At 58.1% G+C, this 17,507-nt stretch carries 13 protein-coding genes; 9 read left to right on the top strand and 4 right to left on the bottom strand.

What is annotated here, in order from left to right; genetic code table 11:
- Positions 1 to 87: 87 nt before the first annotated feature.
- The 3 genes from RFER_RS24900 to RFER_RS11505 form a co-directional block, all read right to left on the bottom strand.
- Positions 88 to 1,425 (bottom strand): FAD-binding oxidoreductase, encoded by a 1,338-nt coding sequence (locus RFER_RS24900; protein WP_279587668.1) that lies wholly within the window; start codon positions 1,423 to 1,425, stop codon positions 88 to 90.
- Entirely contained in the window at positions 1,365 to 1,838 is a 474-nt protein-coding gene (locus tag RFER_RS24895; protein ID WP_279587667.1) for an FAD-binding protein, read from the bottom strand. The genes RFER_RS24900 and RFER_RS24895 overlap by 61 nt, the downstream gene beginning before the upstream one ends.
- Before the next feature lie 1,014 nt (positions 1,839 to 2,852).
- On the bottom strand, positions 2,853 to 3,674 hold the full coding sequence (locus RFER_RS11505) for a MerR family transcriptional regulator (RefSeq protein ID WP_011464567.1): 822 nt from the start codon (positions 3,672 to 3,674) through the stop codon (positions 2,853 to 2,855).
- 239 nt (positions 3,675 to 3,913) lie between these two features.
- Between RFER_RS11505 and RFER_RS11500 the strand changes: the two genes are divergently transcribed.
- On the top strand, positions 3,914 to 5,374 hold the full coding sequence (locus tag RFER_RS11500) for an FAD-dependent oxidoreductase (protein WP_011464566.1): 1,461 nt from the start codon (positions 3,914 to 3,916) through the stop codon (positions 5,372 to 5,374).
- A gap of 135 nt (positions 5,375 to 5,509) precedes the next feature.
- Positions 5,510 to 6,478 (top strand): IS5 family transposase, encoded by a 969-nt coding sequence (locus tag RFER_RS11495; protein WP_041792051.1) that lies wholly within the window; start codon positions 5,510 to 5,512, stop codon positions 6,476 to 6,478.
- Positions 6,479 to 6,795: 317 nt separating this feature from the next.
- On the opposite strand, the gene RFER_RS11490 is transcribed toward RFER_RS11495, so the two are convergent.
- On the bottom strand, positions 6,796 to 7,179 hold the full coding sequence (locus RFER_RS11490; RefSeq protein WP_041790605.1) for a hypothetical protein: 384 nt from the start codon (positions 7,177 to 7,179) through the stop codon (positions 6,796 to 6,798).
- Between the two features lie 1,043 nt (positions 7,180 to 8,222).
- On the opposite strand from RFER_RS11490, the gene RFER_RS11485 reads away from it, so the two are divergent.
- The 7 genes from RFER_RS11485 to RFER_RS11455 all read left to right on the top strand — a co-directional run bounded on the left by RFER_RS11485 (position 8,223) and on the right by RFER_RS11455 (position 17,470).
- Entirely contained in the window at positions 8,223 to 8,411 is a 189-nt protein-coding gene (locus RFER_RS11485; RefSeq protein WP_041790602.1) for an acetate uptake transporter, read from the top strand.
- A 121-nt stretch (positions 8,412 to 8,532) separates the two neighbouring features.
- The gene (locus RFER_RS11480; RefSeq protein ID WP_011464563.1) at positions 8,533 to 9,714 is read left to right on the top strand and encodes an acetyl-CoA C-acyltransferase family protein; all 1,182 of its coding nucleotides are present in this window, start codon (positions 8,533 to 8,535) and stop codon (positions 9,712 to 9,714) included.
- Positions 9,715 to 9,792: 78 nt separating this feature from the next.
- Entirely contained in the window at positions 9,793 to 10,641 is an 849-nt protein-coding gene (locus tag RFER_RS11475) for a 3-hydroxybutyryl-CoA dehydrogenase (RefSeq protein ID WP_011464562.1), read from the top strand.
- Between the two features lie 66 nt (positions 10,642 to 10,707).
- Positions 10,708 to 12,738, top strand: coding sequence for a PAS-domain containing protein (locus RFER_RS11470; protein WP_011464561.1), 2,031 nt, complete (start codon positions 10,708 to 10,710; stop codon positions 12,736 to 12,738).
- The gene (locus tag RFER_RS11465) at positions 12,735 to 13,469 is read left to right on the top strand and encodes a response regulator (protein WP_011464560.1); all 735 of its coding nucleotides are present in this window, start codon (positions 12,735 to 12,737) and stop codon (positions 13,467 to 13,469) included. Before RFER_RS11470 ends, RFER_RS11465 begins: the two co-directional genes overlap by 4 nt.
- 453 nt (positions 13,470 to 13,922) lie before the next feature.
- Positions 13,923 to 15,614, top strand: coding sequence for an electron transfer flavoprotein-ubiquinone oxidoreductase (locus RFER_RS11460; protein ID WP_041790599.1), 1,692 nt, complete (start codon positions 13,923 to 13,925; stop codon positions 15,612 to 15,614).
- Between the two features lie 74 nt (positions 15,615 to 15,688).
- A complete protein-coding gene (locus RFER_RS11455) occupies positions 15,689 to 17,470 on the top strand; it encodes an acyl-CoA dehydrogenase (RefSeq protein ID WP_011464558.1) in 1,782 nt (593 codons plus the stop codon).
- Positions 17,471 to 17,507 lie beyond the last annotated feature (37 nt).

Genomic DNA, 17,507 nt, shown 5'->3' with positions numbered 1-17,507 from the left:
ACAGGTAAAGCGCTGTGACTGCAAACTGCATCCAATAGAGGTTGAATCCACCGTGATGGGCAGGGATGTCACTGGGGTTCTTGACATTCACGTCGGTGTTTTGCAGGGCGCTGCGACCTTGAAATCAGACCCAAAAAATGACGATGCCAGTATCCCGCTGTGCCCCACCTGCCGGGCCAACGGATCCAGTAAAACACCGGGGTTCATGATGCCCTGCGGGTCGGCCACTTGTTTGGCCGCCGCCAGCATCTGGCGAAACAGGGCGGGCACTTCGCGCTCATAGCCGCTACGGTGGTCACGCCCGACGGCATGGTGGTGGGTAATGGTGCCGCCGTGCGCAATGACTGCGGCATTGGCCGCCTGCTTGATGTCGCGCCAGGCCGCCAAGGCGCTGGCCACACTGCCATCGGCGGCGCCGCGCGCGGCCAGCGTGAAATACGGTGCCGGTCCGTCCGGGTACACATGGGTCAGACGGCACGACAGCAGCGCCTCTTGCCCCGTGGCGCGCTCGATCGCCGCTCCCACGTCGGCCTTGACACTGGCGTAAAACGCCTCAAACCGATCCCAGGTGATGGCGGTCTCGAAGGTATCCATGATCAGCCCCAGCCCAACGGCCGGGTCGCGCCAATAGGGCATGCGCAGAAAAGCGTCTCGCCAGGCCCCGGCGGCACCGCTGCGGTGCTCGTCCCCGCCTTGAGCGGCCAGCGAGCGGGCCACGGCATCCGCGTCAAACGTGCCGCCATGGTCACGCACTAGATCCAAAGCACGCTCCATCCATGCCTGCAGCGGGTGGTCGGACGACTCAAAGCCCAGCACCAAAATGGCGAAACGGCCATCGCCCACGCCAGAAAACACGGTCTCCATCGGGTCCAGCAAACGGCAGTTCGTCGGGTTCAACCCCGACTGCGCCAATGCCCGCACACAACGTGCGCCCGCAAAGTAGTCCGTAAAGCTGACCGAGGCCGATACACGAAAGCACGGCGGCTCTTGCAGACGCACCCAGGCCTCGGTCAGCACGCCCAGCGTGCCCTCAGACCCCAGCACCCACCGATCTGGTGCAGGCCCGGCACCCGAGCCCGGCAGACGCCGTGTTTGCAGAATGCCGTTAGGGGTGACCAACCGCGTGGACTCAACAAAATCATCGATATGGGTGTGCTGCGTGGCGTAATGGCCCCCGGCCCGCGTGACGATCCAGCCACCCAGCGTGGAGAACTCAAAGCTCTGAGGAAAGTGGCGCAGCGCGAGCCCGTGCGGTTTGAGCTGGGTTTGCAGTTGTGGCCCCAGCGCGCCAGCCTGAATGCGGGCCGCGCGACTGATGGGGTCTACCTCCAGCACCCGGTTCAGGCGCTCCAGGTCCAGCGACACTACCCCGGCATAGCTGTCGCCCACCGCCGCCTCCACACCGCCGCCTCCACACCACCGCACACGCTGCTGCCGCCCCCGTAGGGAATGACTGCCACGTTGTGAGCCTGCGCCCAGTCCAGAATGTCCACCACCGCCTGCTCGTCATCGGGAAATGCCACCCAGTCGGGTGGCGTGGGTGGAGCGCGCAGCCACATGCGCGCCAGGTCTGCATAGCTCTTGCCAACGCAGTGGTTGAGCCGGTCCAGTGGTGTGGCTGAAAACACCGAGACCAGTGCCTTGGGCGCAGCAACGCGCGGCGAGGGCAGCCTAAACTCGTGCACCTGCGGCACCGCCCGCTCGACATAAGGCACCTCCAATTGCTCGACCATGGTCTTTACCGTGGCCTGCTCGCGCGTATCCAGCGAGGCATCGGCCTGGCCCCAGCCCCAAAAGCGGCGGGGTGCACGGCGGGAAAGTGTGGTGGAGTCGGTCATGGCGGCCTCTTGATTTTGGGTAGGCAAGCATTGTGCGACACGGTTCTGTGGTGGCGGGCGACCATTGGACTTCCAGGACCCTGCCGTTCATGGTGGTCGGCTTCCGCTGCAGACCTGTCTCAAATTTTCCCGTCGCCAATGTCAACAATGTGGTTAGGTTGCCGCCAATTGAGCGACCGCTTCAGGGAACCTCGACTGTGAGGGTTTTTCGCCACCCGAAAGCTGCCATCCGGGAGCACCCGCTCCTGGTCGCCACAAGTCAGAGGCGACATCAAACTGCTTGCCTGAAACTTGACGTTCGCAAATTCACCAAGTCGTGGTGACGGACAGCGGCCTGCCGTAGACGCGAACTACGTGCCCATTCCTGACGATGGCTTTCGTGAACTGCCCGCCCGATACCCGAGATTGAACGTCCCATTCGATGTCCTTGGAACGACGGGCCCAGTTGACGCCTCAGCCTTCCATAAAGCTGCCGCCCGTTTGGCGGAGGTCAATCCACATTGCTGACGCCGGCAGCGGAGACTCGGTTGACCGCAGGGCAGCGTACAGGCTCACGCCCACGCCTACGCTCATGCTGATGTGCAGGATCTGGTCGGCGTAGGGTAGACACAAATGATTTGGAAATGGAATGAGTACCTGCCAAGTGATAATCCCCTGCTAAGTTGACTTGGCAGGGGATTGGAGATCGACTCACTTCTGGTCAGGCCAGTGTCAAATCAGAACTTGTGGTTCACATCCAATCCGACAATATTTTTCTCCCAGTCGCCAGTCGTCGAGCCAGTAACCACTTGTGACGCTGTATTGAGGCTGAAGCCGCCGTAGAGGAATGTGGTTTGGAAAGCACGTACTTGGCAGCCACGCCAAAACCTTCGCGCTTTTGCGTGGGATTAGCCCCAGTAGCGTTATCGTCATCAAACTTGGCATAGCTTGCCGACAACCAAGTACCAGTTACCAGCTACCGCGATCTCACTGACGCCCAAGTCTCCGCGGACACCGACAACCAACGATAGTTCTTCAGAAGCTCTTGGGTGTATTGATCCATAACAACATTGTCGGTATGTCGCCTACGGCGCGCCAGGCGTGGGCCGACTGACTGCTGAACGAAATGCTGTCGCCCTCTCCTAGACTGATCTGTTCTCCTCCATCAATGGTGATGGTCAAAACTCCCTGCAGGATGTGGATGAACTCTTCGCCCTCGTGGGAATACGCCCCGTCGCTACCAGCGCCCGGCTGCAGAGTCCATTTCTGACAATCGAGGGACTCGAGGTTTTCGGCCAACTGATTCACCGTAATGCCTGACGTGAAATACGGTGCTACGCGAGCCTCGTTGTTCCTGACGACGCAAGATGCGGCTTTTTCGCCATGCCCCTCTGGTGCAGTCAGCTTCGTCACCGACGTGTTGTAGCTTGCGGCAAGTCGCTGCAGGCTGGTTACGGTTGCACCCTGACCCGTACGCTCAAATGTAGAAATAAAGGATATTGGCAGTCCGGATAACTTGCTGGCCTGATCCAGTGAGAGGTTCTGCTTTTGCCTGGCAATCCGAAACCTTACGCCCAACTGCCTTGTCTTTTCCTGCTGCTCGCTTAAGGGCGATGTCAGGTGACTCGGCTGAGGCGCGGAAGCCGCGAGCGTCTGCTTGATGGCAGACATGTTCAATCCATCCACTTTCCGAAGTCTGTGGATGGCTCGGATAGCTGAAATATCGCTATCCCGATAGATGCGATGACCTGAAGCCGAACGTTCTGGACTGATCAGACCATGCTGCTCCCACAGGCGCAATGTCGACACGTTAATTCCGGTGACTTGCGACACATCACCAATTCCAATATTCTGCATGTGCTATTCCTTCTGTGCTTCAGCGAGACTGAAACGCATGAACTTTCCTCGATTGGCTGATTTCATCAGCACCACGGAAGGTCCACACAACATCCGTTAGCACGTGTATTACTGCCTGCCGTGATACCTGTTACTTGATTTGGTAGCTCATGACAAGCAGGAAAACACCTACTCCTCTATTAATTTGCGTTTGTATTATCTACAGAAAACATATAGATATTATGCAATGCCCCGCGTTCATGGGCTACCACTGGAGTGATGCTGTGTTCCCAAGAAAGAACCTAATCGAGCTCGACCGCCCCCAAAATCTGAGCCGACTGTCTCAAAGTCACTGGATGAAGGAGGCCGAGCCGCTGGAGCCCTCCACCCGCCCGCTCAACGGGAAAAAATTCGCCGACGTGGCTATCATTGGCGGCGGCTATGTCGGGTTGTGGACGGCCCTGACCATCAAGGCGGAACACCCCGAGGCACGTGTGGTCGTGCTGGAGCGGGACATTTGCGGGGGCGGCGCTTCAGGGCGCAATGGCGGATTCGCCATGTCGTGGTGGCCGAAGATTTCTACCTTGATGGGTATCGCCGACAAGGACGAGGCCATCCGCCTGGCCGTTGCATCCGAGCAGGCGATTTCTGAATTGGGGCAGTTCTGCCAGGACAACGGCATCGACGCTCATTTCGTTCAGGGGGGATGGCTGTGGACGGCCACCTCCGAATTCCAGCGAGATGCCTGGCGCGATACGCTCCATGCGTGCGCGAAGATTGGGAAAAGACCGTTCCAGAACCTCTCTGATGAAGATGTTTCCCGTCGCACGGGATCCAGGGTGCACCTGGCCGGTGTCTACGAGCAGAGCAATGCGACCGTTCAGCCTGCGTTTCTGGCGCGCGGGCTGCGCAAGGTTGCCCTCCAACGCGGTGTGGAAATCTACGAGAACACGGCGGTCGTCTCGTTGTCGACCAACGCACCGTCGATCCTCATGACCGCTCACGGCGAGGTTCAGGCTCAGGCCGTTGTGCTGGCAAACAATGCCTGGGCCGCCGCCATACCGGAGCTAGGGCAACTCATCACACCCGTCAACAGCACTATCATCGCCACTGAGCCCGTGCCGGAACGGCTTCGAGAGATCGGCTGGACGGGCGGCGAATCCATCACCGACTCTCAGCTCATGGTGGGCTATTACAGGACCACGCGCGACGGACGAATCGTCTACGGCAAGGGCACAGGCGTCATCCAGTATCAGAGCGTGATTGGCGAATGCTTCAGCCAGTCTCCAGAGGCGACAGCGCTCACGCTGGCTGATTTCCGGCGCTCCTTTCCCATGCTGCGGGACGTGAAGATCGACGACCAATGGGCTGGCCCGATCGACCGGACCTATGACAGTCTGCCGGTGTTCGGAACCCTGAGGGATGCCGGCCACATCAGCTACGGCGTCGGCTGGAGCGGCAACGGTGTGGCTCCCAGCCGCATCGGCGGAAAAATACTGTCCGCCTTGGCGCTTGGTTTGCGCAACGAATGGTCTGGATGCGCCTTGGTCAACCGATCCAGTCGGAAATTCCCGCCCGAACCCTTCAGGTTTGTCGGCGGTTCGCTAGTCAGGAACGCCGTACTGCGCAAAGAACAAACCGAAGCACTTGGCAAGATGCCGCACTGGTGGGATGTGAAGTTCGCCGGCCTCGCGCCGGCGGGCCTCGAAGACAAATCCTAATCAATAACTTTCGTGGAAACTCCTATCGTCATCAATCGCAACACCGATTTCCTGTAAATACCACGGATCGGAGGCCATACCTAGGGCAATGCTGATTAAGGTCCACGAACCTGAGGGTTGAAACGTTACGTAATGCTGAAACAGCAGACCCTTGCCATGGCCGCCGACCAGTCCTTTGAGAACTATCGCAAGCCCACGCGGCGCGACGAATTCTTGAAGACCATGGAGGCAATCGTTCCTTGGGTTGCGCTGTGCGAAGTGATCGAGCCCTTCTACCCTAAGGCCGGCAACGGACGCCCACCCATTGGATTGGAGCGCATGCTGCGCATCCACTTCATCCAGCACTGGTTCAACCTGGCCGATCTATCCTGCGAGGAGGCTTTGTACGATAGCGTCAGTCTGCGCCGCTTCGTGGGCATTGATCTGGGGCGTGAGCCAGTGCCCGATGCCACAACGATGCTGAAGTTTCGCAAACTCCTGCATGACAACCAGCTCGGTGAGGCCTTGTTCGCGCAGGTGGGCGCTGTGTTGCAAAGCAAAGGCTTCAAGGTCAACACCGGCACTATTGTGGATGCCACCATCATTGGAGCTCCGAGCTCCACCAAGAACGCAGGCAAGGCGCGTGACCCGGATATGCACCAAACCCGCAAGGGCCAGCAGTGGTACTTCGGCATGAAGCTGCACATCGGTGTGGACAGCCAAACCGGACTGGCCCACAGCGCCGTGGTCACATCGGCCAACGTGCTCGACAAACACCCGCTGCCAGACCTGTTGCATGGCAACGAGCAGCGCGTCTATGGCGACTCGGCCTACGCCAGCCAGAAGGACTTGATCCACAGTGCAGCGCCCAACGTGCGCGACTTCACCAATCAGCGCACCCGTCGCAACGGTGTAGTGAACGAAACGCTCAAATCCAGGAACCGCAACAAGTCGCGGATTCGGGCACGGGTAGAGCATGTCTTTGGCGTGGTCAAGCGCCTGTGGGGATTTGGCAAGGTGCGCTACCGGGGCCTGCAGAAGAATGCAACTCGGGCATTCACCGCACTTGCGCTGACCAACATTTATCTCAGCCGTCAACGGCTGAGGGCACAGGTGCGTCCATGAGGGCGCAAAGCGGGCCAAATGGCCCATGCAAAGGCCCCAAGGGGCACCCAATGGACGTGATTTTTCGTCGATCTTTTCGACTTCGCGCCGTCAACAGCACAAGATGCCGTTTTGACGGTACTTGTTCAGCATAGCCTTAAGGGGCAATCAATAGTCGTTTGTCGATGTCAGGTTACCCACCCTGCTCGGCTGTCCATAGTGGTGCGCCAAGCAAGGTCTGTCGCATGTTACCCGGACTTTGGACTCAGACCGTGTCATCGGAGACGACCAAAAACCGTCGTTGAAAGTCAGACCAATATGGCTCGAATGAGTTGGTCTTAGTTAAGCACAGGTTGCTTCTTGATCCAGTCTCTAGCAGCTTCGACAGAAGACGCGGTAGCAACCTCAAAGTGATCCAGATCTCTCGTTACCAGCGTGTCTTTGATTAGCGCCAAGATCGTTTCATCACGCGATACAAAGATCACTCGACAACGTGAGTGTGTTGCCTTCGAACCATATTGAATAGCAGCCAAGTAAGGCAGCATGCCGCGCGAGAAATCATTCCCTGTGACCTGCAGCAAGTCGTTGATGACAAATCGGATGTCTTTAAATCGTGGGTCAGCCAATACCTGTTCTGATGATAGGAGAAATTCTTCTTCTGACAAAGCTCCCGACATTCGTTTCAAGAGCCCGCCGTTTTCCCAAGTCATTTCTATATTCATGTGGCACATCCTTGCATATTTTGATTGCAGAAGTGGCCGATTGTGCTCCCGAACCGACATAAAATTGATTTCTTACAGTTTCTGGTTTTATTTGCAACTAGTGTTTACCCTTGTTTTTCATCTTTTGCTCGAGAATGCTCTGAAACAACTCGCAACCAGTTGGCATAGCAAGTCGGTAGTTTGCAAGCAGCAGGATTTCACGGGCGACCTTTCAATTCAGCCCTTGCAGCGCCTTTCCCTAGATATTGGTCGTGCAGACCCTTGTTCGGTTCGGTTGCAAGACTGATTAACGAGATACGGCCAAACAATTAGCACTCGCCCCGTTTAACCGCCACGGGTTGCTCAGGCCGCTTCAGTGACCGGTCTGAAGCAGGCAAATCGTAGAGTTGTACTACCGGATTCAGCCTGTTGAAGTCAGTGGCCGGGGAAATCGGCATTTCTTAGTCTGGTGACTCCAAGAGACACATTGCTGCCGCTCACCAGTGGCAGCTATCTGGCGGTTCAATTTTCAGGTATTTGAGACCAGCCCGCAGTCTTTCATATGTCCCGCATCCTGCCCCAAAGAGTCGTCGAGGAGAATGATGACCTGACGTCCGCGCACATTGTGTTGAAAACCGAAGCGGTCGCGCAGCTTTAGGAGTCAATTTGCTTAGCGGTCCGGCTCCAACGCAGCGGGTGCAGCCCAGTGGTCTCTGTCGGCTGCAAAGGGATTGTTTCGTTTGCACTGTACAAAGCCTACGCCCGATTTTCGGTGTAGTTTGGTCTTGTGAAAATATTTTCATAAGGCCAAGGAGGTGACGATGATTGCTAGTGACACCCGAAAATATACCACTCAGCAGTCTGGCCACATTGGCAGATCGGTTGCCCGATCATTCCCATTTTTCAAACTTGGAGCGTCACATCCGGACGAAATTGCTCTGCAAACATTCGATACATTTGGCCCGAATTTTTGAAACAGTCGGATGGCATTATTCCGCTGTGAATGGTCGCCTTTTGACTGCTCGGGTCCATATCCAGACGCGTTTCGTTGCGTGCTTTTCCATATGCGTACAGCACGTCTGTTTTTTATGCTGGCATATGGCAAGGCAACGGGCAATGAAGAAGTGATTCGTCTGGCAGGCTTCGAAGGCATCTTCTGCGGTGCATCGGCCATGTACGGCGGACTGGCGCAGATTCTGAACGAACTTTATGGTCACCCCGTCATGCCACTGGGCGTGCACAAAGCCGTGTGATCTTTGGATGCCAGTGGCGTTCATGCGGTGTGAACGTGGGTCAGGCGAGGGGTTTACGATGATCCCTTGCTGAGTTCCAGCAACCTGACAGACGATTTGTTTTTATCCTAGGAGTTTCTCGATGATCAAAGACGTAGTAGTTTTAAGCGCAGCCCGTTCCGCCATAGGCGCATTCGGCGGATCCCTGGCCACCATGGAGCCGTCTGAACTGGCTGGCATCGTGATGAAAGAAGCCATTGCCCGCTCTGGCGTCGACCCCAAACAAATCGGCAATGCAGTGGTTGGCAACTGCATTCCGACCGATTCGCGGTACGCCTACGTCTCTCGCGTCGCCTCCATCCAGGCCGGTCTACCGATGGACTCGATCGCCATGCAAGTCAGCCGTCTGTGTTCGTCCGGCCTGCAAGGCATTGTGACGGCAGCACAAAACATCATGCTGGGTGATTTTGATTACGGCATTGGTGGCGGTGTCGAGGTCATGTCGCGGGGCAGCTACATGATGCCGGCATTGCGCGCCGGTGCGCGCATGGGCGACACCAAGGCGATCGATATGATGGTCGCTGTTCTGACCGATCCGTTTGGTGTGGGCCACATGGGCCTTACCGCTGAAAACCTCGCTACCAAGTGGAACATCAGCCGTGAGGACCAGGATGCCTTTGCCTGCGAATCACAGCGCCGTGCGGCAGTGGCGATTGCAGAAGGTCGTTTCAAATCCCAGATCGTTCCCATTGTTCAGCAAACGCGCAAAGGTGAAGTCGTGTTTGACACCGACGAACACGGCAAGGCCAACACCACCCTGGAATCGCTGGCCAAAATGAAACCGGCCTTCAAAAAAGACGGCACCGTCACCGCTGGAAATGCCTCGGGCATCAACGATGGTGCAGCCTTCTTCGTGCTGGCCGCTGCCGACGTGGCCGCCAAAGCGGGTCAAAAGCCAATTGCCCGTATCGTCTCTTATGCCATTGCCGGGGTACCGAACGAACTCATGGGAGAAGGCCCAATCCCAGCCACCAAATTGGCTCTCAAAAAAGCAGGGTTGACACTCGATCAGATGGATGTCATCGAAGCCAATGAAGCTTTTGCGGCGCAGGCGATTGCAGTCAACAAGGGGCTCGGGCTCGACCCTGTCAAGACCAACCCGAACGGCGGCGCCATCGCGCTGGGTCACCCCGTGGGCTGCTCCGGCGCCTTCATTGCGACCAAAGCGGTGTACGAGCTGCAACGCACCAGCGGCAAGTATGCACTGGCCACCATGTGCATCGGCGGTGGCCAGGGTATTGCGGTGATTTTCGAACGCATCTGATTGCGCCCGTTGCGCAAACGCGCCGGTGCGAAGCCGGCCGTCGCGTGTTGATCCTTTGTCTTATTGGAGTTTTTCAAAATGGAAATAGATACTGTTGGCATCATCGGCGCTGGCACCATGGGTAACGGCATTGCACAGGCTTGTGCGGTGTCTGGCATCAGGGTCATCATGGTCGATATCTCCGAGGCTGCCGTTGCCAAGGGTGTTGCCACCGTGGCAGGCAGCTTGGAGCGCCTTCTCAAGAAGGAAAAGATCACGGCTGTCGAGCGCGATGCGACACTGGCGCGCATCAAGGGCAGCACAAGCTATGACGAACTGAAGTCAGCCCAACTGGTGATCGAGGCGGCCACCGAAAATTACGATCTCAAGCTCAGGATTCTTAAGCAGGTGGACGCCATGCTGGCGCCCGACGTGATTGTCGCCACTAACACCTCGTCCATTTCGATCACCAAGCTGGCCGCGGCCACCAGCCGCGCCGATCGTTTTATTGGCATGCACTTCTTCAACCCGGTTCCGATGATGGCGCTGGTGGAAATCATTCGCGGCTTGCAGACCAGCGATGCGACGCACGACGCAGTGCACGCGATGGCAAAAGCCCTGGGCAAAACACCGATCACCGTAAAGAATGCGCCGGGCTTTGTCGTCAATCGCATTCTGGTGCCGATGATTAATGAAGCTTTTTTCGTAATGGCAGAAGGCCTGGCGACTCCAGAAGATATTGACGCCGGCATGAAGCTTGGCTGCAACCAGCCGATCGGTCCACTGGCGCTGGCCGACATGGTGGGTCTGGATGTCTGTCTGGCCGTGATGGAGGTGTACCTGAGCGAATTTGGCGACAGCAAATACCGCGCCTGTCCGTTGCTTAAGGAAATGGTGGCGGCCGGTCGTCTGGGTCGAAAGACTGGCCAGGGCGTTTATCGGTACTGATTCGTTGCCGCGTGTCGGTGCTCGATCAACGCCCTAGAATCGAAACGACACCTGCATTTAAACCACATGCCATCTGAACCTCCCAGCAAGACATCACCAGCCGACCGCCAACAGGAGTTTCTTCAGGCCGGGCTGGATCGAATTGACCAGGGCTTGACGGTTATTGATGGCAACCTGCAACTGGTGGCGTGGAACAGGGCCTTTTTGCGGTTGCTGGATTTTCCCGAAGACATGGCGTATGTCGGCGCGACCTTTGAGTCGTTCATACGCTACAACGCCGAACGCGGCGAATACGGGCCGGGCGATGTGCAGGAACTGATTGCCGAGCGCGTGCGGTTGGCAAGTCGTTTTGTCTCGCACTACACCGAGCGTGTCCGGCCGGACGGCCGGATTCTGGCGGTACGTGGCGACCCCTTGCCCGACAACGGCTTTGTGACGCTTTACACCGACATGACCGCCAGCCGACGTCTTGAGCAACAGATCCAGCAGGACAACGCAGAGTTGGAGGATCGCGTCATCCAGCGCACCGCCCAATTGACGGCAGCCCAGCAGCGCCTGACCGAGGCGGATGCGGCCGCGCAGCGCATCACCACCGCCTTGCGCTGCAGTGAAGAGAATTTGCGCTTGATCACAGATACGGTGCCCGCGCTGATTGGCTACTTTGACCAACAGGAAATCTACAGCTACACCAACAAAGGCTATTCCGACTGGTTTGGGTTCACCAAGGAGGAAATGGTGGGCCGTTCGATTCATGACGTGGTTGGAGACGAGGTTTACGCCAGTGTCTCGACGTATTTGCACCTGGCACTGAGAGGGCAGCAGGTGAGCTATGAGTACGCCATGCGCCGCCCGGGTGGGCAGGTGTTCTATGCGCGCAGCGAATTGGTCCCGGAAATGGACGCCGAGGGTCGCGTGATCGGCTGTTTTGTTCTCTCAGTCAACATCACCGATCTCAAGAATGCGCAGTCGGCTCTAGTTCATGCACAAAAGATGGAGGCGGTGGGACAGTTGACAGGCGGGCTTGCGCACGACTTTAATAATTTGCTGACGGTCGTGATCGGCAATCTGCTGACCCTGCATGAGCGCTACCCCAACGATCCGGATATTTGCGAATTTGTGGTGCCGGCGCTGAAGGCGTCGCGCCGGGGTGCGGCGTTGATCAAGCGCCTGCTGGCGTTCGCATCAAAGCAGCCGCTGGCGCCGAGGTCCGTCAATATTGAAGACCTGGTGGCCGACACCATGATCCTGCTCAAGCGCACGCTGCCGGCGCATATCAGCGTGACCAGCATTCCCATGGATGAGCCCTTGTTCGCGATGACCGATGCGCAGCAGCTTGAAAACGCACTGCTCAACCTCGCGCTCAATTCGCGTGACGCCATGCCCGATGGTGGGCAACTGGTGATTCAGGCGCAGCGCATGCAGTTGGACCTGGCGCACGTGGCTGATTTCGACGTTGCACCGGGCTGCTACGTAGCTTTGAGTGTTTCCGACACCGGCGCCGGCATGGATGCCGCCACGCAGGCCCGCGCCTCGGATCCGTTCTTCACCACCAAACGCTTTGGTTTGGGAAGTGGTTTGGGCTTGTCCATGGTCTATGGATTTGCCAAACAATCTGGTGGCGGTATTCGCATTCAAAGCGCATTAGGCGAAGGCTGCACTGTCACGCTGGTGCTGCCGTATGTCTGTGACAAGCTCGAGCTTGACGCGCCGATGGGCGCGCAGTATGGCTCGGGTCAACGCGGCGCGGAGCACCCCCTGGTCTTGCTGGTGGAGGACGACCCCGACGTGCGCCGTGTCATCCGGCTACAACTCGTCGATCTGGGCTACCCGGTAATCGAAGCGGACCATGCGGCTGATGCCCTGGATCTATTGTCGACCGTTCCATCCGTGGGCATACTGATCTCCGACATGGTGATGCCCGGCAGCATGGATGGACGCACGCTATGCTGTGAGGCGAGCCTGAGTGCACCGAATGTGAAGACCTTGTTGATCAGCGGCTACGCCATGTCGCCCGAGAATGCGATCGGTCCACCGCTGTTGAAGAAGCCATTCACCGCCGTCGAACTGCAACGGGCCCTTGATGGTTTGATGTCATGAACGCCACCCTGTCCCCTGCGCCCATCGGGCAGCGCTGCATCTATATCCTGGACGATGATCCCGACCTGTGCCGTCTGGTGAGTGGCACCTTGCGGGAGTTTGGTTTCGAGACCTATGAATGCGCAAGCGCGGCCGCCCTGCGCAACCTCTTGCTGTGGCGTGTCCCTGATCTGTGCATCGTGGATCTGGGCTTGCCCGATGCGGATGGCCTGGACGTGGTACGTGAACTGCAAGCGCGATTCGCCTGCGGGGTGATGGTGCTGACCGGGCGGGGCTATTTGAGCGACCGGGTCATGGGCCTTGAGTTGGGCGCCGATGACTATATCGTCAAACCGTTTGAGCCGCGCGAATTGGTGGCGCGCGTGCGCAGCATCTTGCGTCGTCATGACAAGTCCAACAGTGCGCAAGCACCCGAACGTTCCCAGATTGCGGAATTTTCCGGCTGGCGTTTCCTGGTCGACTCCAACACACTGACCGCGCCGAGTGGGCAGCAGTGGACGCTGAGCTCCGGTGAATCGCACATGCTGCTGCTGTTCTTGAAGCGTCCAAACCGGATCCTGGACCGCGAGCAGTTGTGTGGTGACCGCGATCTCTCGGCCCTGGATCGGAGCGTCGATGTTCGGGTTTCGCGGCTGCGTCGCAAGCTTGAATCGGACCCTGAACACCCCAAAACCATACGCACTGTCTACGGCGCGGGCTACTTGCTGGCGGTTGAGGTCAAGTGGTTGTAGGCGATCCAACGTCCCCCGACTGCCATTCTTGCCAACGGCCAAGCATGGCTACAACACTGGCGCCCGACTATTGAACTTGTTCAGGTCCTGAACGACGACAGCGCTCAGCCTTGTCTGGACTGAGGGCTGAGCGAGCACCGTTTAATGGCTTTTTTGTGCCAAAAATTGGCGCAAATACACTGCAAACATTCGATACATTTGCACCGAATTCCTGAAACAGTCCGATGGCATTATTCAGGTGTGACTGGTTGAACACTGTCGGCTTGCGTCGAGCCACTTGGCGCCGCGATAGATCAACTGTCAATGTTCAAACACTACCAAGAATAGCGCTGTCAACACATCCTGTTCGGGAGCAAGAGGCGCTATCTGTGCAAGACATTGATGGGGCACCCAAAACCTTGGTCCTGTTCAGTTAGACCGGATCTTGATGAAATTTACGGCCCGAGAAATAGTATGACAAACCAGGAAATCTTGGCCCAGTTTGGCCCCCGTGAAGCGATGGAATACGACGTCGTTGTTGTTGGAGGCGGCGTTGCCGGCCTGTCCACCGCCATCCGCCTCAAGCAGCTGGCTACTGAAAAAGGCCAGGAGCTGTCGGTGGTGGTGCTGGAAAAAGGCGCCGAGCCCGGCGCCCACATCCTCTCGGGCGCCATCATGGATCCCATCGCCATGAATGAACTGTTCCCCGACTGGAAGGCCATGGGCGCGCCCCTGAACCAGCCGGTGACCGATGACGCCATGATGTTCCTCAGTGAAACGTCAGGCTATCGCACCCCCAATTTTCTGCTGCCCAAATGCAGCCATAACCACGGCAACTACATCATCAGTCTGGGCGAGCTGACGCGCTGGCTGGCGACCCAGGCCGAAAACATGGGTGTGGAAATATTCCCCGGCTTTGCCGCCGCTGAAGTGCTTTACACCGAACAAGGTGCTGTCAGGGGGGTCGCCACCGGCAACATGGGCGTGAACAAGGAGGGCGAGCCGGGCGAGAATTTCCAGATCGGCATGGAGCTGTTGGCGAAATACACCATTTTTGCCGAAGGCTCGCGCGGTCATCTGGGGCGCCAGCTGATTGCCAAGTACAAGCTTGACGAGGGCTGTGATCCGCAAAGTTATGGTTTGGGCATCAAGGAGGTTTGGGAGGTGGACCCCTCGCGCCACCAGCCTGGGTTTGCCATGCACACCGCAGGCTGGCCGCTGGACAACAGCACCTACGGCGGCTCCTTCATGTACCACATGGGGGACAACAAGATCGCCTTGGGCTTCATCACCGGGCTGAACTACCAAAACCCATTCTTAAGCCCGTTCGAGGAGTTCCAGCGCTGGAAAACCCATCCCAATGTGCGCTGGTATTTTGAGAACGACAAGGGCGAAGTCACCGCCAAGCGGCTGGCCTATGGTGCGCGCACCATCACCGCCGGCGGTTTGCTGGCACTGCCCAAGACCGTGTTCCCGGGCGGCGCCCTGGTGGGTTGCGAAGCGGGCTTCCTGAACGTGAGCCGCATCAAGGGCAGCCACACGGCCATCAAGACCGGCATGCTGGCAGCCGAGGCGGCGTTTGAGGCCGTCACGGCCGGACGCCAGCATGACGAACTGAGCGCCTATCCCGAGGCGTTTGAGAACAGTTGGGTCTATACCGAGCTCAACAAATCGCGCAACTTCAAGGCCTGGTTCAAGTATGGCTTGCGCATCAGCACCCTGATGAATGGTTTCGAGCAGTTCGGACTGGGGGGCAACATGCCCTGGACCATTCACCGTGACAAGCCCGACCATGCCTACCTCAAGCCCGCCGCCGAGTGCCAGCCCATTGTTTACCCCAAGCCCGACGGCAAGCTCACCTTTGACCGCTTGAGCAGTGTCTTCATCGGCAACGTCAACCATGAAGAAAATCAGCCCGCGCACTTGACACTCAAAGACGCGTCGGTGCCGGTTGCCATCAACCTGGCCAAGTTTGCCGGCCCCGAGGCGCGCTACTGCCCGGCCGGGGTTTATGAGTTTGTCAAGAACGATGACGGCACCGACCGACTGCAGATCAACGCCTCCAACTGCGTGCACTGCAAGACCTGCGACATCAAGGATCCGACGCAGAACATCGTCTGGGTCACGCCCGAAGGGGGCGGTGGACCCAATTACGCGGGGATGTGACTCCCTTTAACCATGGTCGAGCACGTCACTGTACCTGCAAGAAATAAATTGACACAACCTCCAGAAAGCACCTTATGAACTACCAAGCCCCCCTCCAAGATATGTTGTTTGCGATGCAGGAACTCGCTGGCTTGTCCAGCGTCAGTGCCCTGCCGGGTTTTGAGGACTACGACCTCGATACCGCCCAGGCCGTCATGCAAGAGTCTGCCAAGTTCTGCGCAGGCGTGGTTGCACCCTTGAACGTCGGCGGCGACAAAGATCCGAGTTCCTTCAAAGACGGCGCTGTCACGACCGCGCCTGGATTCAAGGAAGCCTACGCTCAGTTTACGCAGGGTGGATGGCAAGGCGTGATTCACCCGACCGAGTTTGGGGGCCAGGGTTTTCCCAAACTGATAGCCACGCCCTGCATCGAGATGCTGCACGCGGCCAGCCTGTCGTTTGCCCTGTGTCCGATGCTCACCGACGGTGCCATTGAGGCACTGCTGGTGGCCGGCAGCGATGAACTCAAACGCAAGTTTGTCGGCAAGCTCATCAGCGGCCAGTGGACCGGCACCATGAACCTGACCGAGCCGCAGGCCGGCTCCGACCTGGCAGCGGTGCGCTCCACCGCTCAGCCGCAGGCGGACGGCAGTTACAAGGTGTTCGGCACCAAGATCTTTATCACCTACGGTGAACACGATATGGCTGAAAACATCATCCATCTGGTGCTGGCCCGGGTGCCCGGGGCGCCCGAGGGTGTGAAGGGCATATCGCTGTTTCTGGTGCCCAAGCTGATGGTTGGCGACGATGGTGCCCTGGGCGCGCGCAATGATGTTGCATGTGTGTCGATTGAGCACAAACTCGGGATCAAGGCGAGCCCGACGGCGGTATTGCAGTTTGGCGACCAAGGTGGTGCGGTGGGCTATGTTGTGGGTCAGGAAAACCGTGGCCTAGAGTACATGTTCATCATGATGAATGCGGCCCGCTTTGCGGTGGGCATGCAGGGTATTGCGGTTGCCGATCGTGCCTATCAAAAGGCCGTTCGCTTCGCCCATGATCGTGCCCAAAGCCGCGATCTGGCCGGCTCTGACGGCCCGGTCTCGATCATCAATCACCCCGATGTCAAGCGCATGCTGCTGACCATGCGTGCCCACGTCGAGGGCACGCGAGCCCTGGCCTACGTGGCGGCTGCCGCCAGCGATGCCGCTCACCACGCCGCTGACGAGCTCACCCGCAAAAACAACCAAGCCGTTTATGAATACCTAGTGCCCGTGGTCAAAGGTTTCGCCACTGAAATGTCGGTCGAGATGACGAGCCTGGGCGTACAAGTTCATGGCGGCATGGGCTACATCGAAGAGACGGGTGCCGCCCAACACTTCCGCGACGCCCGCATTCTGACCATCTACGAAGGCACCACCGCCATCCAGGCCAACGACATCGTGGGCCGAAAAACCCTGCGCGACAAGGGTGCCGTGGCCAAGGCCCTGTGCGCCCAGATCGCCCTCACCGAACAGGACCTGTCCGCGCGCGGCAACGACGACTGCATGGCGATGCTGAACGCGCTCAAGCAAGGCCGGCTGGCCATGGAAGATGCCGTTGAGTTCATCGTTGCGAATGGCAAGAGCCAGCCCAAGACTGTGTACGCCGGTGCCGTGAACTACCTCAAATTGGTAGGCGTTGTCTTGTGCGGCTGGCAAATGGCCCGGGCCATGCTGGTGGCCCAGGATAAATTGGAAAGCGACCCCGCGTTCTTCGTCGCCAAGCTGATCACGGCACGCTTTTATGCTGAATCTGTGCTGACCCAGGCCACCGGCTTGGCGCAAAGCATCTGCTTGGGCGGGAACACAACCAACCGAATGGCGATTGAGCTGTTTTGAAATCCAGGCCAATGCGAGAAATCAGTGCGACAGATCA

The sequence above is a fragment of the Rhodoferax ferrireducens T118 genome (assembly GCF_000013605.1).
Classification (GTDB): domain Bacteria; phylum Pseudomonadota; class Gammaproteobacteria; order Burkholderiales; family Burkholderiaceae_C; genus Rhodoferax; species Rhodoferax ferrireducens.
This window is presented reverse-complemented; position numbering and strand designations above follow the sequence as displayed.